The following is a 21,060-nucleotide window of genomic DNA, read 5'->3' as shown; positions in this document are numbered from 1 at the left end:
ATAATAAAGCGCTTCCTTTTTTACTGATGCTTCCATCTGCTGTTCTTTATCGCTAGGACAACTGGAATTCTGCGATAACCTGCCAAGAAAAATTTTTTACCAGAATAGCTACTTACCCAAATTAACCTATCCTGGAATTTAATGAAGTCGAGTGAAGAATATCCCTAATCAAGTTATTTGAAAACCTTTTTCAAGATCATAGAAACCTCACTCCGGTTGCAATATCTATTCATTACCTTTAAACGGGTCATTTTTTGTAAACAAATAATTCTGGAAAACATCAAAAAGGACCGTTCTTTCTAAATGCAATGAATTTAAGAAATGCTATTTTTAAAACTGTTTAATTTGCATGGAACTCAAATAAATAAAACCAATCCTCCGGTTATGAATATGTTGCCCTCTCCGCTTAAAAAGACTCTTTATTTTTTTGTGTTTTCTTTCATTTCAATTTCTGCATTAGCCCAAGGATCTTCAGAACAACAACTTTTTAAAAAGTTCACCATTTTATACACCAACGATTTGCATTCCCATCTTGAACCCCACATTGTTCCTTGGGTAAGCGACACCCGTGCAATAGGAGGATTCGCCAATATCGCCACTTTGGTGAAGGATGAAAAAAAGAATAACCCTAACACCATTTACCTGGATGCCGGCGATTATTTCACAGGTCCCTATATTAGTTACATCACAGAAGGTAGGGCTGTCATAGATGTGATGAACAAAATGAAAATCGATGCCGCAGGGGTGGGTAACCATGAGTTTGATCATGGCTGGGAAAATGTCGTCAAACAGTTCAAAAGAGCAGATTTCCCTATTTTAAATGGCAACATATTTCTTGAAAATACCTCCTCCCTTTTATGGGACAAACCTTATATGATCATAAAGACAAACGGTGTGAAAGTAGGATTGATAGGACTTCATGGAAAGTTCGCCTTCTATGATACGATTTCTGAAGAAATGATACAGGGTGTAGAGGCCCGGGATGAGGAAGTATATCTGAAACAATATTTGAAAGAATTGGAAGGCCAAGTAGACATCATTGTCCTCCTTGCACACCAGGGTATTCCGGGAAGACAATCTTCCACCGGGAATGTGGATGTCAGCCGAAACCTGCAGAAAGATATTGAACTCGCCCAAAATGTTCCCGGGATTGACATCATCATCACTGGTCATGCCCACCAAGGCACTCCTGAACCTTTGTTGTCCGGTCAAACCCTGATTGTCTCAACAGATGCTTTGGGTATTCAGCTTGGAAAACTTGATATTACCTATGATCAGGAAGCTGATAAGATTGTTTCTTATTCAAATAAGCTTCAAGTTGTGTTTGATGATGAAATTGAAGATGATAAAAAAACGAAGGCAGTTATTGATAAATGGAAAATCAAATCCTCGAAAATTGCTGCTGAAAAAGTCTCCTTTGCTTCTGAAAACCTAACCCGCTCTTATGGGGAAGAATCTTTATTGGGTAATATGGTGGCAGATGCCATCTTACATTCCTTTCCTGATAATGATTTTGCGGTGGTAAACAGTGGAGGGCTACGTCAAGATATTCCCGCAGGGAATATTACCGTTGGGGATATTATTTCGGCATTTCCGTTTCCAAATACAGTCGTCAAGGCGGAGCTTACAGGTGTTTAGATCCTTGAGGTTTTTGAACATGCAGCTTCCCTTACCAATGGGGTTTTACAGGTTTCCAAAGGTGTTACTTATATTTATGACGAGAGCAAACCGGTAGGGAAAAGGCTGGTTTCTCTTCATATTCAAGGTGAATTGGTGCAAAATGATCGCCTTTATAAAGTTTTGGTCCCGAATTTTGTTTCGGATGGGGGAGATGGATACCTGGCATTCACAAAAGCCTTGGACAAGAAAAATACTCATGAACTGGTAACTGAATCCATCAAAAAATATCTCAGTACATTTCCAACTTACCAGGGTAAAACCGAAGGTAGGATTATTAAAAAATGATGAGGACCTATGGAGAATACATCTAGATTTTAACCGATTACCGAGACAGCATTTCCGCATTCAAGCGTATTTCAATTTGTTCAGCACACCTTAAGTAAAAAAAATGAAAAGCCTCAAATCGCAAGATTTGAGGCTTTATTTTAGGACTTTCTGACACAAAAGAAAGTCTCAATTTAATAATTGCAGGTTTCTCTGCACCTCTTATACTTTTTAAATTGAAGTCTCCTTTTTTAAGTTTTACACTCTTGATCCCCAATGGGCTGCACTTAATCAAATAAGTAGCTTTATATCTGGCTTTTCATCCACCGCTACCTGCCCAAGAAGTAGTTTAACCCCACGCCCAGTTCCATTCCGTGTACGCGGTTATTCAGTAGGCCCGTACCCGAAAGTGGTAACCAGTAATGGCTCCTTAAAAACATTCCCATTCTTTCAGAGAGCAGATAGTTTGTCCCAATCCCAAACTTAATATGACTTAATCTGAATTGATTTTTTGAGAGTGTTTCAAACTGGCTAGTCAGACTATTGTCAAATTCATATTCAAATTTCTGGTCGACTAATAAATTGCCCATGATTCCCAGACTGCTTTCAAAGCTAAATCCGCTGTAGTATAAGCTCCTCCAACGCAACTCAAGAGGGAAATACCATTGTCTGTTACTCACATAAATTTCATCTATTATATTGATATCATTAGGCCTACCTGGCAATTGATCTAAAATATTTGGGCTAAAAGTCGCAATATCATCATCGTCTATTTCCCCCCGGATGTGGTTTCGAATTAGACCCGTGTAAATTCCCCAGCCATTGTTCCATTCCAATCCTAAATTTAAAGCTTGTGTGGTAGATATGTAGTAATCAATATTTTTAGTCACCGGAATTAACAATGAAAGGCCGGCTTCCATATTCAAAAATGGTTTATTCGAAAATTTAGAAGGAGTATTTGAAAGATTACTGGTGTCTCCGACTACCAATTCTTTTTCTATTCGCATAACAAAAGTTTCGGACGGACCAATGGCTGGAGCAACAACCGTCGTAGGTCGATTTAAGCTCTTTATTTCGTTTGAATTAGGGAGGCTTTCAGAGACCTGTGTTTGCTCAATATTTTGATTTCTTATGTGAATTGAGTCTTTGAATTCTTGCTTTGTTGCAAGATTAAGGTTAGAAAACTCAGGTTTTTCCTGGGGAATGATTCCCACAGGTACTTCTGAATTATCATTAATTTGACCAAAGTTTTTCTGTACAGGGTCCTTCATTGGGGCAAGGGAAAGCTGTGAATTTTCGGCTTGGCCACTAGAAATGTATTTTTGTCTTAATTCTTCCTTGATGACGACTGTTTTGTAGACATACACAGTATCGATCAGATAGACTGTATCTCTCAAAACCAAGGTGTCGGATTTTGAAATTGGAGTGATTTGACCAAGCGGGGGAGTTTCAGTGGTTTTATCCCAAGGGTAAAGCAGCCAGGTTCCTAGAATAAAAAGCAAAGTACTGTATAGATAAGGAATGTACCATCTTTTCCAGATGGGTAAGTCATCCTGATGCAGTACTTTAGAAAAATTTTCCCATGCTTTTGAATCATATGGGGTATGGACTTCTTCAAGCTTTTGCTTGATTTTTTTTTCGAAATCAGGTTCTCTGTCCATGTCAGTTCTTAATTTAAAATTTTTGATGCTGTCAAGGCTTTTTGCAGCTTTGCCCGTGCCTTGGCATAATTTGATTTAGATGTGCCTTCCGAAATACCAAGCTTTTCTGCTATTTCTTTATGGGTATATTCCTCCACGGCAAAAAGTGAAAATACGATCCGATATGCCGGTGGCAACTGCTGAACCAGTACCAATAATTCCTCTGCACTGATGTCATCTATCACAGTCGGAAGGTAGTCCTGACTGTAATCAACGCCTTCCAAATCCTGAAAACGTTGCTCATATGCTTTGACTTTTCGAAAATGGTCGATCGCGGTATTGACCATGATTCTCCGTACCCATCCTCCAAAACACAGGTCAGGATTGTAGGTATGCAAGTGCTGAAAAACTTTCAACATTCCTTCATTGACTAGTGACTTCGCTTCTTCAAGGTTTTTTGCATAACGCCTACAGACGTTCATAGATAGGGAATAGCTTAGCTCAAAAAGCTTTTGTTGAGCCTTTTTATCTTTAGAAAGGCACTGCTGTATTACTTTTTGTAATTCAGAGGAATTTTGAAGATTCATATTAGCAGTATCACGAAGTGAAGAGGCTTTAGGGTTGCCTTTATTTTTTTTTTTTTTTCAGGCAACCATTTTAAAAGATCAGATCGTAATCCCAATAAACTAAATCAAACCCTAAAAAAGACATGAAAAAAACAATCATTTTACTGTTTGCCCTTGCCTTGAGTACCCAATACCTGCGGGCACAAGAAAAACAGGAGACCTTATTTGGTGAGAATTTAACTATCTCCAAAATAGGAATAATGGTGGAGCCGGGAATTCAGGTGACCCAGCTAGCAGGAGAAGCAGCCGGATTTTTCCATTTCAGAGGTGGACTGATTTTAAACGACAAGTTCACTGTTGGGGGATTCTATGGAAGGTTGCTCAACGATGTACGTCCGGAATCTTTTACAAACAGCTTGCCTGATAGGGCACATCTGGATTCTTGGACCGCCGGCGGATTCTTGGAATACACAGTCTTCTCCAACAAATTAATTCATTTCACTTTTCCTTTATCCGCCGGGCTGATGGAGGTGGAAATTGACGATGATGGTCGAGACTTTGATTTTGATGAATCCAAAACCTTGTTTGTGGAGCCAAAAGCATTAATAGAAATTAACCTACACAGGTTTGCTAGGTTGAATGCAGGAGTTGGTTATCGGGTGATGGGCAGTATTGTTGAAAATGCAGCGGGTGTACCCACCGCCGGCAATGCCTTTACTTTTCAAGTGGGTTTAAAAATGGGTATTTTCTCTTTCAGTCAATTGAAAAACAACTAATTATATGAAAAAGCCAACTCTTATTTACCTATTATGTATGATTTTGTCTTCCTGTGCACTCTTGGAGGATAACAATTCACAAGTAACGACTGAGGTTAGAAATAGCAGCGAATTGACTGAAATCCTGACCTCTGCAACAGGCACGCGCATCATCACTTTTATTGAAGATGGGAGGGATAAAACCTCCCAATTCTCCGGTTACATATTTTCATTCAGTGCAGATGGCAGTGTAACAGCTACTTTGAATGGTACTACTATCAATGGCACCTACAGGGTTTTTCGTGATGATGGAAGGCTTGAACTTGAAATGGATTTTCCATTAAACTCTCCTTTATACGAATTGGATGATGATTGGTATTTCGAATCCAGGACTTCCAATACTTTATCCTTCGAAGACAGTGGGGATAGACTTGTATTTCAATTTTGACATATAACCAACTTATAATTTCACACAATTAACAAATCACTTATGAAAAAGTACATAATTTGCGCTTTTCTTACCTTCGTATTTCTATTCAATATTGAGCAATCCTTTGCCCAAGAGGGTAAAGAAATACAGACATTGTTTGAAAACAGTTCTAGTATTAGCAAAGAGGACTTGGGGTTTTTCCTAGCGCCATCATTTGGAATTACTAAAATGGATGGAGGCAATGCCGCACTCTTCAATCTTCGAGGAGGTCTTAGTATCAAAGAGAAGCTGGGATTTGGTGCTTACTTCAATACTTCAGTAAATCAGATTATTCCACAAAGCGAAACCAACCCCAATGTTTACATGGATTATTGGTCGGTGGGTGCATTTGGAGAGTATACTTGGCAACCCAGCAAATTAGTGCATCTGACATTTCCGCTTTTTGTAGGTTATGGTGAGGTACAGATGGACAATGAAGTAGGTGATGCCGGTCTTGGAGAGGCAAATTTTTTTCAGGTAGAACCCTCGGCACTTATCCAATTGAATCTAACCCGTCATTTGAAACTTAATTTCGGCTTGGGTTACAGGATGGTATCTGAAATGAATTACAGAAATTTCAATCAATCCGATATCTCAGGCCTCACAGGAAATATCGGATTTAGGATAAACCTTTTCTAAAGCCCTGTATAATTCTCTGAGTATTTGATCATTTAAGCCTCAAATCTTGTGATTTGAGGCTTTTTCTGTGACATATCCAATTTGTTGGTTTGACTATTATTGAATTTAAAAAACATAGGTCTGATCAGCATTCCCTTCTACACCACCCTCGTCTCAGAATAAAGATCGTATGCAGCTACCAAAAGTTGGTGGTCAGGTGCTTGACCATAGCGGGCAAAATTTTTCAGTTCACTCCGCTGTTCGATATATACCGGGATGTAGGTGCGGTCCAGTTCATCCCAAATGACCAATAGATAGGCAAAAGGTGTTTTACTCATTCGCCCTTTTGCGAGCCATTCCTCAAAATCCGATTCATCAAGCGCACTTGGATAGCTTGGGTCTTCAAAGATTATTGGATTTTATTGCTTAATATCTTTTTAGCTCTTCGAATTATGCTACAATCGTAAAAATCTATATTCGCAAAAAAGTGTAAAAATGCAATTATAATATTTTATATTTGCAATAAATGTATTTTTCGCAATTACAAAATTCTGTTGGGGCAGATAGAGATGGAAACAAAAGATATCAGGAGTTTTAAGGCCGGTGATTGGGTCAAACGTCAGGAATATCGAAGCTTCAGTCCTGAAAAAATCAACTACGAATGGGTGATTTCAGATCCAAAGCTGGCAAACTTACTCAGTCAGGCAGATAGAAGTTTGGGTAAACTAGATGCTTTTTCTGAGCTGATTCCTGATATTGATTTTTTTATTTCGATGCACATCACAAAGGAAGCGACTGTTTCAAGCAAAATCGAAGGGACTCAAACATCTTTTCAAGAGGCTTTGGTCAAAGAACAAGATCTTGATCCGGAGCGAAGAGAGGATTGGAAAGAAGTAAGGTGCTATATTGAAGCCATGAACCAAGCCATAGGGGATATGGATAAACTTCCCATCTCAACACGGCTGATCAGACAAACTCACGCAACTTTATTGAAAGGCACAAGAGGAAAAGAAAAACTTCCCGGGGAGTTTAGAACCAGTCAGAATTGGATCGGACCAAGTCTTAAGAATGCTGTATTTGTTCCTCCAACGCATCCAGAAATTTCAGAACTGATGGGCGACCTCGAGCAATTTATACATGCTGATATAAGTGAAAATCCGACCCATGTACCCCATCTTATAAAAATTGCTTTGATTCACTATCAGTTTGAAACTATCCACCCATTTCTCGACGGGAATGGAAGGATCGGAAGATTACTGATCACGCTGTACCTACTTGACAAAGGACTTTTGAAGAAACCTGTTTTGTACCTTTCAGATTTCTTCGAGAAAAACAGAAGGGATTATTATGACAACCTGATGAGGGTGCGAGAAAAAGATGACATGTATACTTGGCTTAGTTTTTTCCTGATTGGTGTAATAGAAACCACCGAAGCCAGTATCAATACCTTCCAACAAATCTTAGCGCTTCGAAAGAGAGTCGAGTTCACACAGCTTCTTGAACTTGGAAAGCGTCAGCAGGAAGCAAAAAAAATCTTAAACTACCTTTACGGGAACCCGATTATTGACAGTTCCAAAGTGGCAGAAATCCTAGGAGTGCACGTTTCGACAGCCAACCGATTGATCAAGGATCTCGTTCAAATGGGAATACTTGTTGAGCTTACAGGATTCAAGAGAAACAGAATCTTCGCCTTTCAAGCGTATATTGATTTATTCAGCACACCTTAAAAAATATTAAAAGCCTCAAATCGCAAGATTTGAGGCTTTTTTATGTCATTTGCATTTTATGGAAGCCTGACTTTTCCCCGCTTTTTAAATTCAAACCTTTGTTTCGTTTGTTTCGTTTAGTATCTTCACAGAAACAATAAAATTATTATGGCTTCATCCATCAATAAACCATTGGCAGAAGATCAAAAAGTAGCCGGAAAGTCGGTTGCGGCATTGAGAAGAATCTCAGGAAGGACAAAAAATCAGCATTTGATGGTTTTTCAAGTAGAAGGAACGGTTATTTCTGTACCAAGAAAAGCTGTCATGCTTCTGGAAAAAGTTTTAGATGAAATGGCAGATGGGAAATCTGTTGAAATCATCTCTTCTTCAAGTGAATTGAGTACCCAAGAAGCGGCTGATTTTCTGAAAGTTTCCCGCCCCCATTTGGTCAAACCTTTGGAAACAGGTAAAATTCCTTATAAAAAGGTAGGATCGCATAGAAGGATTCTGCCTGAAGATATCCAGAAATATGATTCGGTACTCCGTGAAAAAAGAAGAAAAGCTTTGGATTTGCTTGCTCAGGAAGCTCAAGAAATGGGCTTAGGTTATTAATCTGGGAACATAGAAAAGAGATATCAAATCTTGAAGTTTGGCTTCTGCTAAAGAAAATATAGGAATTTTTATTACTGTAAAGAATAATATTGTTACATTTGAATTAACAGTACACGCCACGCTACCCATAAGAACAGCGTCCCAGGGCGTGTCTTTTGCTTTTTAGGGGCTTTCACAGTATTTGTGACATCATGTTTGAAAAGAAACCCACCACCACCGAAGAACAAATCGCCTTGCTAAAAAGCCGAGGACTTGAGATATCATCGGATTCAGAAGCCAATCACTTTCTTTCCCACATCAGCTATTACAGGCTGGGAGAATATTGGCACTCGATGCAGTTTGACAAAGAAAAACATATTTTTAAACCAAACAGTAAATTCGAAGATGTGATAGCGCTTTATTGTTTTGATAGAGAAATCAGACTTTTGATCTTCGATACGATTGAGAAAATAGAAATCAGTTTAAGAACCAAATTAATCTACCATCTTTCCCATGAATTTGACCCTTGGTGGTTTCAAAATTTCGACCTTTTTACTGATAGCCGTGCCTTAGTAAAGACATTGGCTAGTATTGAAGAAGAGCTAAGCAGAAGTAAAGATTCAGTATTGAATAGCCATTTTAAAAAGCACAAGGATGATACTAGGTTTCCTCCTGCTTGGAAAACTTTGGAGCATACAAGTTTTGGCTCACTTTCAAAATTGTATGGCAACCTAAAGCATACCGTCAAGTCAAAAGACGAAATTGCCAAAGATTATGGTGCTGTAAATCACACTTTTCTCCCTAGTTGGTTGCAATCCATTGCGCAAATTAGAAATTACTGTGCACATCATGCTAGACTTTGGAACAGGAACCTTCCGGGAACAGTAAAACTATTGTCCAATCCTCCTCACGATTGGATTAAAGAAGTTCCTAAGGCACATGAATTTCAAAAACTCTATGTTCACCTGTGTATCATGAAGTATTTACTTAACATTGTTGCTCCAGGAAACCACATGACATCCAAGCTAAATTCATTGTTTGATAAATATCCAAACGTTGACCCAAACGCCTTAGGCATGCGTCAATCTTGGCAAGAAGAGGCTTTGTGGAAAAATAATCTTTCAGCTTAGAACAAATAATATGGAACTGACAGTAATAAAGTCTGATGTTCAATATGAGTAATATTTGAATTGGATAGATGAAATGTTTAACAAACAAATAACTCTTGATACTGCTACAGGGAAGCAAGTTGAAGTTGCGCTGTTATTGATCAAGGATTATGAAGATAGAAACTTTCCCATCCCATTTCCGATCCAATAATAGATGCCATCAAATAAAAGATGGATGATATGGGAATAAAAAACAAAGATTTGGTAGGGAAGGTTGGGAGCAAAAGTTATGTCATCAATGATTTTAAACCGTAAAAAGCCACTTACTTTGGATTTGGCTAAACTATTTCACAAAGAGTTGAAAATACCTGCGGAAATACTCCTTTCTTGATTGCAAGAAAAGTTCTTAAGTATTATTAAGATTTTTAGAGTTAATGTCCTCAAATCTTGAAACCTGATAACATTTTTCCTACACCACCCTCGTCTCCGAATACAAGTCATACGCCGCTACCAAAAGTTGGTGATCCGGAGCCTGACCATAGCGGGCAAAATTTTTCAGTTCACTCCGCTCTTCGATATATACAGGGATGTAGGTGCGGTCCAGTTCATCCCACATGACCAATAGATAGGCAAATGGTGTTTTACTCATTCGCCCTTTTGCAAGCCATTCCTCAAAAACCGATTCATCCAGCGCACTTGGATAGCTTGTACCTTCAAACATTCTTTGATTGTTTTAACATGAATTTCAAATATAAGGATTGGTTGAATTATCCATTCCAAAAGGTGACGAATGAGGTCTTGCTGGTATGTGGGGATTTTTCAAGGTTTTTCCTCACCAAAAGGTAAAAAACAAATCACTTCTTACCTCCCGGATTATAAATCTCTTTCGCTGTTTTCAGGACTTCGGCCTTATCCAAAGTCATCGGTTTCAGCTTTTGACCGAGGAAAAGTTCCATCTGATCATCAAAATGTGGGCTGTCAGGGTCATTGCTTGCTCCGAAGACATTGATTGTCTCGATCTTTGGAAGGTCTTCCCCAAAGCGAACCATCATTATATATGACTCCCCCTGTGTGCCTTTCCTCATCCCCTTTTCCCAAGGCAATGACCGCATGGCTGTGATCACATCATCAATTCCCTGTAAAGCCAGCACTTTGTCGCCCCTTACCAGTTTTTGATATTCTCCCAAAGTCACCAATTCCTTTCCAAAATGGGTTTTAAAATGATTTTTGGCAGCTAGGAGACTTTCTACAGATTCTTCTTCTGTAAGTGTGGTTTCCCAACTCCTCCCATTTTCAGCAAATTTGTCCCACCAATAATAGTACACAAAAGCAAAAACTCCCGCCCCTTCGCTCTCGGTTCCGGAGCTTTTATCCCAGTTGTTGATGGTTTCGATCTGCTTGGCGATTTCGGGGTATTTGTTTGGGTTTAGGCCAAAAAGAGATTCCATATTGGTACGGAAAGCCAGTTTTTCGGGCAATTGTCCATCGTACTTGATTTCTTTGAAACGCTCGTAGGAAATCCTCCCCGTGTCTGGCATCAATTCACGGAATCGGATCGATCGGTTATTGTCCCGCAGTAGGTAATTCATCGATTTGGGGTAATTGTCCGGATTGAGATTGTCTGCCAATCCACTCGCCTTAAAAGGAGAATGGTTGGTGTTGAATAAAAATCCCGAAGTAGGGTTGTATTGTTGTGGCAGGTCCTCAAAGTCATGGTAGCTGGTCCACAAGGCTTTTTTGGTATTTCCGGCTACTGTCCCGGTGAAATCAATGGATGGATCTCTGACGGGGATCAGGCCATTGCTGACATAAAAAATCGTATCATACTTGTCAGCGTATACTGTGTTGAAACTTGTCAGTTCCATCCGCGACATGGCTTCACTGAATTCCTTGAAATTCCTGGATTTATTCATTCTCCACCATTGCTCCGGCGCTCCGATTCGCTCCAAGGCACCCAAGCGGATCGAAAATGCTCCTTGTTCAGTAACTAGGGTAGGGCCATAGATACTTTTCCAGATTTTTTTTGGAAAGGGAATCGTGATCAAATCCCAAAGTTTTACCCGAAGCCAAACTGTTTCTTCTTCCAATTCCAGCCATTCCCCATCTACATGGTATTGATCCTCATTTTTTGGATTGATGTCCAATTGGTACAGGTCCAAAAGGTCCGGGAAATTGACCGTGTGCGCCCATCCAAGATTTTCATTTACCCCATGGAAAATCATCGCTCCGCCCGGGAAAAGTCCCCCAAGAATATTCCATCCTTCCTCTGAATGGAGGTGTGCTTCATACCAAGCCACAGGTCCGTCTAGGGGTTGGTGGGAATTGATGGCTAGAAATGCCTCCCCTGAGTCCGTTCGGGAAGGGTGAATGGCAATTGCGTTTGAGCCTTTGGGATCGGCATCAAATGGTACGGTTTCTACTTTTCCGGAGACGATCTGTTGAACCGCCCGATCTGCTCCTGACATCTGGGAAAGGGAGAGAATATATGCCGCCGTTATTTCTTTGGTATTGACAGGAAAAGCTTCTTTGAATAAAACTTCTTCAGGATGTGCCAATGCAAAGTCATTCATTCCTGCGGCGTAGGCCTCCAAGATTGCTTTGAATTCCTCTGAATAGGCCGATTCATATTTGGCCTCTGCGATTTCAACTGTTTGAAGTAAATGTCCAAAAAAATCCACCGCAGCTCCGTCTTGGCCATAGACCCGACCCAACATTCGTTTCCCGGCAAGCAATGTTTTTTGGATAGTTTCGAAATCATCTTCGGCATGTGCCCAAGCCAAACCGTAGGCGACATCTGGATCTGTTTGTCCGAAAATATGCGGCACTCCAAATTCATCACGTGCAATCTGAACCTTGGATGTGTCCCATCCCGAAGAATTGTAAGAGCTTTCGCAGGAAAAAATTATTATGGGAAAGAGCAGCAATAGCCCGGAACGGATGATTTTCATAGGGTATTATCGGGGTTAAGATTTGATTGCAAAATGCATTTTTATTGTAAACAAAAAAACTGGGGAAGGGACCAGTTTTCAAAGTTTTACTATACAATTTTAACTGCAGGGGGCATCCCTGTTTGGAGTAGGATATTGGATTACAGGCAAAGAAGCGATCATCATGCTATAGAATCACCTTTTAGATAAAATACTTATCAGAGGTTCGTTAACGTAGTAGTTGCCGGTTCCAAGTTTTTCTTTACGGAGAACCCCATCACCTGCAAGTTTTTTGAGATAGTTTGATGCGGTGAGTCTAGTCACCCCCAAGTCTTCTACTAAAAATTCAATCTTTGTATAGGGATGTTTAAACAGGTTGTTGAGCAATTCTTGGCTATAAAATTTGTAATTATCTCTTAGTCTGTTTTTGAAAACTGCCATAAGTTCATTTATCCTAAGTATCAATTCAACTGTTTCTTTGGAGGTTTCTTCAATCCCCTTAATCATATAAATCAACCATTCCTCCCAAGCCCCATTCTCCCTCACTTCTTGTAGCAGCCTATAATAATCTGGTTTGTTTTTGACAATGTAGCTGCTTAGGTAAAGGATAGGCACAGTTTGAAGTCTTTCTAAAATCAAATATAGAATATTCATTATCCTTCCGGTTCTCCCGTTGCCATCATAAAATGGATGGATACTTTCAAACTGGTAATGTATGATTGCCATTTTTACCAAAGGGTCATAGTCAGACATTTGAGGCTCATTTATGAATTTTTCCAAATTATCCATCAACTTGATTATCTCCTCAGGATTTTGTGGTGGGGTGTAAATCACTTCTCCATTTGCAGCATTTTTGAGCGTGGTTCCCGGAAGTTTTCTAAATCCGGCATTATTTTCTTCAAGAGTTTCCTGGATTTGTAAAATGATATTATTGGTCAAAAGTCCCTTTTTAGAAGTCAGATCAAAGCCTTTTTTCAATGCTGAAACGTAATTTTGAACTTCTTTGGCCTCCATAGATTGGAAAGAGGCAAGGTTTAATGCGGATTTGAAAAGTTCATCATGGGTGGTGACAATATTTTCGATTTCGGAACTGTCCTTTGCTTCCTTAAGCCCTAAGGTATTGATCAGGATATTTTGGTTTGGGATAGTCGATGCTATTCCTTTCAATTCAGCCAAAGCAGCGTGTGCGGCAGGTAAGCATTTAAGGACTTTCTTGGTTTCAAGGTCTTCTGATAAGGGAAGTGGTTCCAAAACCCATTTTTTAGATTCTGCCATAATGTATAGATTTTCGAATTTTCTATACTAATATAAGGTAATATGTATAGATTTTTCAATTATCTATACATATTAATATTTGAATGTATAGTTTTAGGAAAAACAGGGGCCTATAGTTTTTATAAAATCCATAAGAAAATACCTGTCTATTTTCAAAAATAAAAATCAAATGGAAGTACGCTTTCATATAACCAACTCAATAAAACCAGGATTGAAGTGCAATTGCAGTGGCTCCGCCACGGCGGAGAAGTATGGACTGTCGGCAGGGGTTTATGGTCAGATTATCCGCAGTTTTAATCTTTAAGCATAGAAAATGAATCTCCTTCCCAAAGACTTTTAATCCATAAATAAAGTTAATGATTATTATTAAAATAATTTAAATGGAATTAATCTAAATAAATAAAAATCTAAATCACTCTTTTATTAATATTGTGCTCTTATTTAAAATTAATCCAAATAAATACAATATATAAAATATGAAACTGATTTTTACAATTGTAAGTGCTTTGCTGCTAGGGATGAATGTGTCATTTGCCCAAAAGAATGTATTAAAAGGGAAAGTGTATGATGAGTCCAAGCAGGCTGTTCCCGGTGTGGCCTTGATGCTTGAGGGTACTGTTAGGGGAGTACAGTCTGACCGTTCGGGTAATTATACCATGAAAGATATTCCAGAAGGGGATTATGTTCTCAAAGTCAACATGCTCGGATATGGGGAAGTCAGGGTGCCTTTTACTATTAAGGATTCTGAAACTCAGGTTTTGGACATCACTTTGGAGGAGGCTCCGCTTTCTTTAGATGCTTTCGAATTTTCGGTAAGCCGAGGGATTATGGGACAGGAGCGGCTTCCTGAGGTGGACCGCTTCCGGATCAATGCAGGAAAGAAAAATGAGGTGATCAGGGTTGGGGAGATCAATGCCAATCTTGCTATGAACAATAGCCGTCAGATATTCAGCCGAACCCCAGGCATTTCCATTTGGGAAAATGACGGTTCGGGTATTCAGTTGGGTGTGGCAGCGCGAGGATTGAACCCAAACCGCTCTTGGGAATTCAATGTGCGGATGAATGGATATGACATTACCCCAGATCCAATGGGTTATCCTGAGGCTTATTATACACCTCCTATGGAAGTAGTGGAGCAGATTGAAATCGTAAGGGGTGCTTCTTCCATTCAATATGGTTCTCAGTTTGGAGGATTGATGAATTTTGTGATGCGCAAGCCTGATAAATCCAAAAGATTTACTTTCGAAACTTTGAACACGGTAGGTAGCAATGGGCTTTTTAGCACTTTCAATTACCTCGGGGGAACAGAAGGAAAATGGAGCTATACAGCCTATTACCAAAAGAGGGTTGGGAATGGATGGAGAGAAAACAGCTATTTCAATACTGATCATGCCCATGTGGAGGTCAATTATGCAGCCAGCAACCGCTTGATGATTGGTCTGGAAATGACATATATGGATACCGAAAGCCAACAACCCGGAGGACTTACAGATGAGCAATTCAACATTGATCCCAGGGTAAGTACCAGAGCAAGAAATTGGTTCAGCACGCCTTGGTTTATCCCGGCTTTGACCGCCGAGTATATACTAAGCGAAAAAACCAAGCTGAGCTGGAAGACTTTTGGGACATTTGCGGAAAGAAACTCCATAGGATTTATGCGTCCAATAAACCAAGAGGATGATATGGGCAACAGACAGGTGGACAGGGATTTCTATACTACCTATGGTTCGGAAGTCAGGATGATCACAGAATATTCGTTGTTTGGCAAATCAAATACCTTGGCAACAGGACTTAGATATTTCAATGGTTTTATTGACAGAAAGCAAGTAGGTGGGGGGGACAATGGTACAGAAATGAATTTTGATCTGATCCCCGGTGCTGTCTACAGAAGGGATTTTGACTTCACCAATATCAACCAAGCCGCTTTCGCAGAGAATGTATTCCGGTTTTCGGACAAGTGGTTACTTACCACAGGCCTCAGGTACGAGAGGATTTTCTCCAATATGGAGGGATTATTTAACATCGTCAATGACCAGAATCAGAATTTACTTCCACAAAGTACGACCAGAAATTTCCTTTTGGTTGGCATAGGATCTGAGTATAAAATCACCCCATCCATGGAATTTTATTCCAACTTCTCCCAAGCTTACAGGCCTGTGCTGATATCGGACCTTACACCTCCGGCCACCACAGACATCATCGATGAAAATCTTCAAGATTCCAGGGGATTCAATTTTGACTTTGGATACCGGGGTGCAGTTCAGAATTGGATGAAATTTGATGTGGGATATTTTTATTTGAACTACGCGGACAGGATAGGTACTATTGCTGTACAGGGTGAGAATGGGGCTATCAATCAGTTTAGAACCAACTTGGGCAATTCGGTAAGTCAGGGTTTTGAGGGGTATGTGGAGTTTGACCCTATATCAGCCCTCACCAAAACTTCCAGATTTGGATACCTTCATCTTTTCGCTTCACTTGCTTTTGTCGATGCAAGGTATGGTGATTTTGCAACGACATCAGTAAGGGATGGGGAAATTGTAAGAGGTAACCTCAAAGGAAATAGGGTAGAAAATGCACCTAGAAAAATAAACAGGTATGGAGTGACGTATCGTTACAACAGATTTTCAGTGACTTGGCAATTGAGCGATATCGGCGATGCTTTCTCGGATGCTTCCAATACTGTTTTGCCTAATGCGACAGCTACTGTTGGTTTGATTCCGGCATATCAGGTCCAAGACATCTCAGCTTCTACAGACATCAAAAATCGCTATATCTTCAAAGCAGGAATCAACAACCTGACCAATGAAATGTACTTTACCAGAAGGGCAGGCGGCTATCCGGGACCGGGAATTATGCCTGGTGAGGGAAGGACTGTGTACTTTACTTTTGGTTTGAAATTATAATCTTTCATGCACTATTTAAAATTCAGGGATTTGGAAGGGCGAGGATAGGTAAAGTACCTTTCTGAGCCTTTCCAAATTTGTTGTACCTCATTAAATCCTTAAGTTTTTTTTGAGAGACCAAATTCCCCTGAAATAAAATATTTTTGACAGAAATCACCGGATTTTTGAGCTTAAGTTCAAAGATGCTAAGTTGGAAATCACTTTCCCTTTTGCTGTGACTGACTAGGGAAAAAGTCAACGTTTTTCTACAGTGTTTACCATCAAAAGATTAGAGCAGGGAATCGGTGAAAACGACATTTTTCTTGGATATGAAGTAAAAGTGATAATTGACCTGAATTTCTGATTTAGCGAACCAATATTGATGAGAAGGTGCCACTTGAAACAGCCTTCTAACCATTGTATTAATTTTCATTTCTGTACTTTTATTTTAATAGGTTAAGTGAAATCTATTAATGTTTCAACTTGAATGAAAGCTGTCGGTTGAAATTAGTGTAATCATTTTACGATTTGGTTGAATTAATTTTTAAAATTTAGATTATCAAATTTGGATAATTTGATTATGAATTACTTTTTTATTTCTTCTCTTTCCTAAAAGAGAGCGCCGCATAATGCTTTTTTATTTAAAATTACCGTTTATTTACAAAATCAATTTTTAAATATTTTTTATTGAAAATAATTTGTTGATTTGATTTGAAAAATCTATTTAATCTTTTAAAGAAGAAATATTTTCTCAAAACTGTTTCGCTTTCCGGTCCTTATTCAGATTGAATAAGATTAATTTTGTTTAGATGCCCTAGTTGATGAATTCCATAAAATCATTAATTTTAATGAAAAAACTAAATTTTGCTTACTCCCTATTACTCCTTTTATTGGCTTCTTTTTTTGCTACACAATGTAGTTTGAAAAATACAGAAGACCAACTACCTTTTAGTTTTGTTGAAAATGATTTTCAATCAATAGAGCTTCCTGAATTGTTAGATGAAGAACTAGAATTAGAGCCTGCTTTACAACCTATTGTGATATCATCCCCAAGTGCTGCAAGGATGATACAAAACCTTGATGCTGCATCGGATCCATCAGAACTCAGTGAAGAAACCAAATCAAACATTTTATTGACCAAATATATAGGAGAAATAACTACCCCTGACCTTCGGCAGCATATGCTTACGGAGATTGAAGGTTTAAATGAAGGAAATTTGAGCCTTGTTTTTTTTGGAAGACCTTCGCTAGACGCTTCTATATCAGATGTGGTTAAGTCTGTTATGGCTAATAACAGATTCAAAGATTTATTTCCAACGTTAATCCTTCCTGAAATTCTTCCGATCACAGAATCCGTAAGTCCTGTTGAACTTATAACAATTTCTTACAGGGTAAGTCCTGCTAAAGGAAATTGTGGAAAAGCAGCACAGGATGCTTTGGATAGAGCGATACGCAGACTACAAGAAAAAAGGGATGGGCAGTTAAATGAGATAGAGTCTAGTTTACAGGTCAGAATTCAAGAAGCAAATCAAAGATTGACAGCAAGGAACCTGGTGGCAGAACAAATTTACAATCTAAATTTAAAAATCTCAGCTGAACAAGTGGCTAAGATGCTGAATGCAGCCCGAAGAATGCGGTTAAGGAATCCTATCCTTGCAGAAGAATTAAGATTGCTTGCATTGGCCAAAGCTGTTGCTGACCAAATATTTTTTCAGCAAGTGTATCAGGCAGCCCTCAATGTCAATAAATTAATTAGAGACAATGAAATCATGGTCGCTACCTTAAGGAAACAAAAACTTGAGGCTGAAATAAACCAAAATTTCAATAATGAGTTCCGAAATGCCATTGCCACTTTGGAACGTGTATTAGAAGCATGCCATAATCAAGGTCGTGGAAATTAAATTCCTTGTTTCTTTTAATTTCAAAGTTTTGTCCGATTTTTATATCATTATAAAAGAAAATGTGATCCGAAGAGATTTAAAAGAATCTCTTCGGATCACATTTTTGATTTTTGTGTTTGTTTGTTTTTGTTCTTTTAGAGTGACAGCACAGATTAATGTTTTGGGAAAACCGGGTTATATCCTTACTCCCTCGAGTCGGTGGGAAACAGGTAAGCCAACCGGGATATTTGGCGTTGCCTACATCCCGCGTGAATATGCAGTCAAGCAATTTTTTGATGAATATTACAATGAATTGATGTTGCACTCGACTGTCGACTTAACCTCGTTTTTGAGGGTGACCCTTAATTTGGCATATTTACCCGAAATACCCGAACGTATGGGGGTGGGAGATCGTCATGTTGATATTAGCCTCAGGCTTCTAAAGGAAAGAAAATATATACCTTCTTTGGCCATTATTATTACTCCACCAATTGGAGTCTCAGATCCCATGACATACAATCTGGCGGTAGCTTCCAAGCAGATTGGCTGGAATGATAAAAAGCAAATTGAAATAAGTGTGGGTTATGGATTGGAAATTAGGTATTTGGATTATAACGGTGCACTTAGGAATGGACTAAAACCCGGATTTTATCCAAGAGAAGATTTTAATGAACATTACCTTAATGGGTTTTTTGTAGGTTCTAGGTTTATGCCATTTGAATGGCTAGGCTTTACCGCAGAGTATGACAGTAAAAATATAAATGGGGGCGTTTTTGTGACACTAGCAAAAATACTTTCTCTTCAGGTTACAGCTTATGGTTTTGATCGGTTTGGAGGAATGATTCACTTGAATTTACCACTGGTCAACAAACCCTGGGAATTCAGGAAATATGAAAAAAATTAAGACTTTAATTTCAATTTTCTTCTGTCTTTCATTTACGGCGGTAGCACAGACAGATCTTGCCCAAGCATTACGTGCTGCCGGGTTTGAACAAGTTCATATCAATGATGATGAAGATACCTTGAAGGTCTTTTTTGAGCATAGAAATTTCCGTAATCCTTATGCAAGTATTTCTTATGCTATTAAAATTTCAGAGAAATATGCCAAGCAACCACTTAAGTTTGTGCCTTTATTCCATAATCGCCCGATGGGAGTTTATGATGGGGTAAATATGTCCTTTCAAAAAGTCGGAAGACCGGATCGGAAATGGCTCAATGAGGCAAACTCAATGCGTGATTATCGCTTCAGTTTTCGTCTTATGCCGGATTTTACAGCAGATTTTGGTTTCTATGAGGAACCTATTGCCAACAGGACTAATTTGATTCTGGATACAAGGATTTATCTATTTCGAGGCTTGAGTCTCCATACAGGACTATTGATTCCGATCAATAATACCTTAGACACAAGGAGTATGGATCCGAGTCTGGGACCGACGCATTTAAGTTATTTTTATTCTAACTCTTCCCGCCACTTTTTTTTAGCGCACGCAGGCTTGTTTTTGTCAGATCGCTATGGGGTTGAATTCCAGTATAGATATGCTCCATTGGACCACAAGTTGAGTCTGGGTTTATCCGGTTCTTTGACAGGTATTTATTTTTTTGATGAAAATACGATGTACAAACAGCCTGTACAAAGCTGGACCGGTCTGATGGACCTGGAATGGCGCTTGCCGATCACGGGCTTGGTAGCCAAAGCCACTGCCGGCCAGTTTTTATTTGGAGATAAAGGAATCCGTTTTGATCTGTTGAGACAATATGGTTCCATAGATTTTGGGTTTCATTTTTCAAAGACTGATTTTGGAACTGCCGTTGGTTTCCAAATTGCCTTTCCCTTTTTTCCCGGGAAATTGATTAGGACCAGGGATTTTGAATTGAGAACTACAGAGGAATTTAGATGGGAATATTCTTACTTTAGGCTTGATCCTGTAGGGAGAAATTTTAGGACCGGAATGCCCCGATTAGACGATATAGTCCGACAATACCAAACCACATTCATTCAAGATCAAAGAAAAGAGCAGCTTCAGAGGTAAACCAACTCCCAATCATGACAGCCTGTCATTAAAACTCCCGTTTCCATACCTTATCCGCGCACAAGGCATGTGCGGGCCTCTCGAAGTTTCGGGATCATTCCTCCCCACCTCGAACACTTGGAGTTCAGTTTTACAGTAGAAAATTTCCAATTTGTCAGGGACGTACAACAATCCGGATACACATATCAAAAAATATTATTTTGTCATTTTTTGAAGCCTTTTTTCAGACATTTTCAAAGTAGGGGATAACAATATTGCCATTAATTAAAATAAAGGTAATTACCTACATAAATAGGGAATTTTGATTTTTTGGATTTAGATCCACGATGCTTTTGAAGGCATTGCCTTTTTGAATTACATCAAATCAGGATGGTTTTACGGTTTTTTTTAGATGAGACGGATTTCAATGCCCTTTGACTTATGATTTATAAATTTCACTGTTAATTCATCATTTCATTTACCTTAAATGTCAAATAACATTTCTTTGCAACATTAGACTGCGCGTTTACCGGGTTTCAGTGCTTTCTTGCTTGCCGAAATTTACATGTTGCTTTAATCACCCCTTAAATGCAACGGGCAACAGGCCTTCACCACGACTAAGTTTTAAATAGATTTAATAATTACCATTTTAGCAAATTTATCAATAGGTCTCTCCTGTGACTGAA

The 21,060-nt window shown here is 39.0% G+C and carries 16 protein-coding genes and 1 pseudogene; 11 read left to right on the top strand and 6 right to left on the bottom strand.

Annotation, left to right across the window (positions count from 1 at the left end; genetic code table 11):
• Positions 1-321: 321 nt before the first annotated feature.
• Positions 322-1,965: pseudogene (locus tag MMU07_RS17470) on the top strand (bifunctional metallophosphatase/5'-nucleotidase).
• A gap of 308 nt (positions 1,966-2,273) precedes the next feature.
• On the opposite strand, the gene MMU07_RS17465 reads toward MMU07_RS17470, so the two are convergent.
• The gene (locus MMU07_RS17465) at positions 2,274-3,341 is read right to left on the bottom strand and encodes a hypothetical protein (protein ID WP_241127786.1); all 1,068 of its coding nucleotides are present in this window, start codon (positions 3,339-3,341) and stop codon (positions 2,274-2,276) included.
• A 272-nt stretch (positions 3,342-3,613) separates the two neighbouring features.
• Positions 3,614-4,171: an RNA polymerase sigma factor gene (locus MMU07_RS17460; protein WP_241127784.1), complete on the bottom strand. Its 558-nt coding sequence runs from the start codon at positions 4,169-4,171 to the stop codon at positions 3,614-3,616.
• 122 nt (positions 4,172-4,293) lie between these two features.
• On the opposite strand from MMU07_RS17460, the gene MMU07_RS17455 reads away from it, so the two are divergent.
• The 3 genes from MMU07_RS17455 to MMU07_RS17445 are packed head-to-tail and all read left to right on the top strand — an operon-like array spanning position 4,294 to position 6,013.
• A complete protein-coding gene (locus MMU07_RS17455; protein ID WP_241127782.1) occupies positions 4,294-4,926 on the top strand; it encodes a hypothetical protein in 633 nt (210 codons plus the stop codon).
• A 4-nt stretch (positions 4,927-4,930) separates the two neighbouring features.
• Positions 4,931-5,353 carry a hypothetical protein gene (locus MMU07_RS17450; protein WP_241127780.1) on the top strand — a complete coding sequence of 141 codons (423 nt, stop codon included), beginning with the start codon at positions 4,931-4,933 and terminating at the stop codon, positions 5,351-5,353.
• 42 nt (positions 5,354-5,395) lie between these two features.
• Complete coding sequence (locus tag MMU07_RS17445) at positions 5,396-6,013, top strand: hypothetical protein (protein ID WP_241127778.1); 618 nt, start codon at positions 5,396-5,398, stop codon at positions 6,011-6,013.
• A gap of 137 nt (positions 6,014-6,150) precedes the next feature.
• Here the strand turns inward: MMU07_RS17445 and MMU07_RS17440 are convergent, their stop codons facing one another.
• The gene (locus MMU07_RS17440; RefSeq protein WP_241127776.1) at positions 6,151-6,330 is read right to left on the bottom strand and encodes a hypothetical protein; all 180 of its coding nucleotides are present in this window, start codon (positions 6,328-6,330) and stop codon (positions 6,151-6,153) included.
• A 231-nt stretch (positions 6,331-6,561) separates the two neighbouring features.
• On the opposite strand from MMU07_RS17440, the gene MMU07_RS17435 reads away from it, so the two are divergent.
• From MMU07_RS17435 to MMU07_RS17425, 3 genes are all read left to right on the top strand, one after another.
• The gene (locus MMU07_RS17435) at positions 6,562-7,719 is read left to right on the top strand and encodes a Fic family protein (protein ID WP_241127774.1); all 1,158 of its coding nucleotides are present in this window, start codon (positions 6,562-6,564) and stop codon (positions 7,717-7,719) included.
• Between the two features lie 147 nt (positions 7,720-7,866).
• Entirely contained in the window at positions 7,867-8,310 is a 444-nt protein-coding gene (locus tag MMU07_RS17430) for a helix-turn-helix domain-containing protein (protein WP_241127773.1), read from the top strand.
• Positions 8,311-8,501: 191 nt separating this feature from the next.
• Entirely contained in the window at positions 8,502-9,419 is a 918-nt protein-coding gene (locus tag MMU07_RS17425; RefSeq protein ID WP_241127771.1) for an Abi family protein, read from the top strand.
• A 448-nt stretch (positions 9,420-9,867) separates the two neighbouring features.
• Here the strand turns inward: MMU07_RS17425 and MMU07_RS17420 are convergent, their stop codons facing one another.
• From MMU07_RS17420 to MMU07_RS17410, 3 genes are all read right to left on the bottom strand, one after another.
• Positions 9,868-10,119, bottom strand: coding sequence for a hypothetical protein (locus tag MMU07_RS17420; protein WP_241127769.1), 252 nt, complete (start codon positions 10,117-10,119; stop codon positions 9,868-9,870).
• Between the two features lie 133 nt (positions 10,120-10,252).
• Entirely contained in the window at positions 10,253-12,346 is a 2,094-nt protein-coding gene (locus MMU07_RS17415) for a penicillin acylase family protein (protein WP_241127768.1), read from the bottom strand.
• Positions 12,347-12,520: 174 nt separating this feature from the next.
• Positions 12,521-13,600, bottom strand: coding sequence for a Fic family protein (locus MMU07_RS17410; protein ID WP_241127766.1), 1,080 nt, complete (start codon positions 13,598-13,600; stop codon positions 12,521-12,523).
• 476 nt (positions 13,601-14,076) lie between these two features.
• Between MMU07_RS17410 and MMU07_RS17405 the strand changes: the two genes are divergently transcribed.
• The 4 genes from MMU07_RS17405 (at position 14,077) to MMU07_RS17390 (ending at position 20,395) form a co-directional block, all read left to right on the top strand.
• Positions 14,077-16,506 carry a TonB-dependent receptor gene (locus MMU07_RS17405; protein ID WP_241127764.1) on the top strand — a complete coding sequence of 810 codons (2,430 nt, stop codon included), beginning with the start codon at positions 14,077-14,079 and terminating at the stop codon, positions 16,504-16,506.
• An 827-nt stretch (positions 16,507-17,333) separates the two neighbouring features.
• Positions 17,334-18,386: a hypothetical protein gene (locus MMU07_RS17400; RefSeq protein ID WP_241127762.1), complete on the top strand. Its 1,053-nt coding sequence runs from the start codon at positions 17,334-17,336 to the stop codon at positions 18,384-18,386.
• Positions 18,376-19,269 carry a YjbH domain-containing protein gene (locus MMU07_RS17395; protein ID WP_241127760.1) on the top strand — a complete coding sequence of 298 codons (894 nt, stop codon included), beginning with the start codon at positions 18,376-18,378 and terminating at the stop codon, positions 19,267-19,269. The genes MMU07_RS17400 and MMU07_RS17395 overlap by 11 nt, the downstream gene beginning before the upstream one ends.
• Positions 19,256-20,395, top strand: coding sequence for a YjbH domain-containing protein (locus MMU07_RS17390; protein WP_241127758.1), 1,140 nt, complete (start codon positions 19,256-19,258; stop codon positions 20,393-20,395). The genes MMU07_RS17395 and MMU07_RS17390 overlap by 14 nt, the downstream gene beginning before the upstream one ends.
• Positions 20,396-21,060: the final 665 nt, after the last annotated feature.

The organism is Cognataquiflexum nitidum, assembly GCF_022538055.1.
In the GTDB taxonomy this organism is placed as follows: Bacteria; Bacteroidota; Bacteroidia; order Cytophagales; family Cyclobacteriaceae; genus Cognataquiflexum; species Cognataquiflexum nitidum.
The sequence above is the reverse complement of the archived record's forward strand: the minus strand, read 5'-3'. Positions and strand labels throughout refer to the sequence as shown.

Coding starts and splice junctions, on each gene's coding strand:
- MMU07_RS17460 (WP_241127784.1), bottom strand. CDS start 4,171: ATGAATCTTCAAAATTCCTCTGAATTACAAAAAGTAATACAGCAGTGC.
- MMU07_RS17455 (WP_241127782.1), top strand. CDS start 4,294: ATGAAAAAAACAATCATTTTACTGTTTGCCCTTGCCTTGAGTACCCAA.
- MMU07_RS17450 (WP_241127780.1), top strand. CDS start 4,931: ATGAAAAAGCCAACTCTTATTTACCTATTATGTATGATTTTGTCTTCC.
- MMU07_RS17445 (WP_241127778.1), top strand. CDS start 5,396: ATGAAAAAGTACATAATTTGCGCTTTTCTTACCTTCGTATTTCTATTC.
- MMU07_RS17440 (WP_241127776.1), bottom strand. CDS start 6,330: ATGAGTAAAACACCTTTTGCCTATCTATTGGTCATTTGGGATGAACTG.
- MMU07_RS17435 (WP_241127774.1), top strand. CDS start 6,562: ATGGAAACAAAAGATATCAGGAGTTTTAAGGCCGGTGATTGGGTCAAA.
- MMU07_RS17430 (WP_241127773.1), top strand. CDS start 7,867: ATGGCTTCATCCATCAATAAACCATTGGCAGAAGATCAAAAAGTAGCC.
- MMU07_RS17425 (WP_241127771.1), top strand. CDS start 8,502: ATGTTTGAAAAGAAACCCACCACCACCGAAGAACAAATCGCCTTGCTA.
- MMU07_RS17420 (WP_241127769.1), bottom strand. CDS start 10,119: ATGTTTGAAGGTACAAGCTATCCAAGTGCGCTGGATGAATCGGTTTTT.
- MMU07_RS17415 (WP_241127768.1), bottom strand. CDS start 12,346: ATGAAAATCATCCGTTCCGGGCTATTGCTGCTCTTTCCCATAATAATT.
- MMU07_RS17410 (WP_241127766.1), bottom strand. CDS start 13,600: ATGGCAGAATCTAAAAAATGGGTTTTGGAACCACTTCCCTTATCAGAA.
- MMU07_RS17405 (WP_241127764.1), top strand. CDS start 14,077: ATGAAACTGATTTTTACAATTGTAAGTGCTTTGCTGCTAGGGATGAAT.
- MMU07_RS17400 (WP_241127762.1), top strand. CDS start 17,334: ATGAAAAAACTAAATTTTGCTTACTCCCTATTACTCCTTTTATTGGCT.
- MMU07_RS17390 (WP_241127758.1), top strand. CDS start 19,256: ATGAAAAAAATTAAGACTTTAATTTCAATTTTCTTCTGTCTTTCATTT.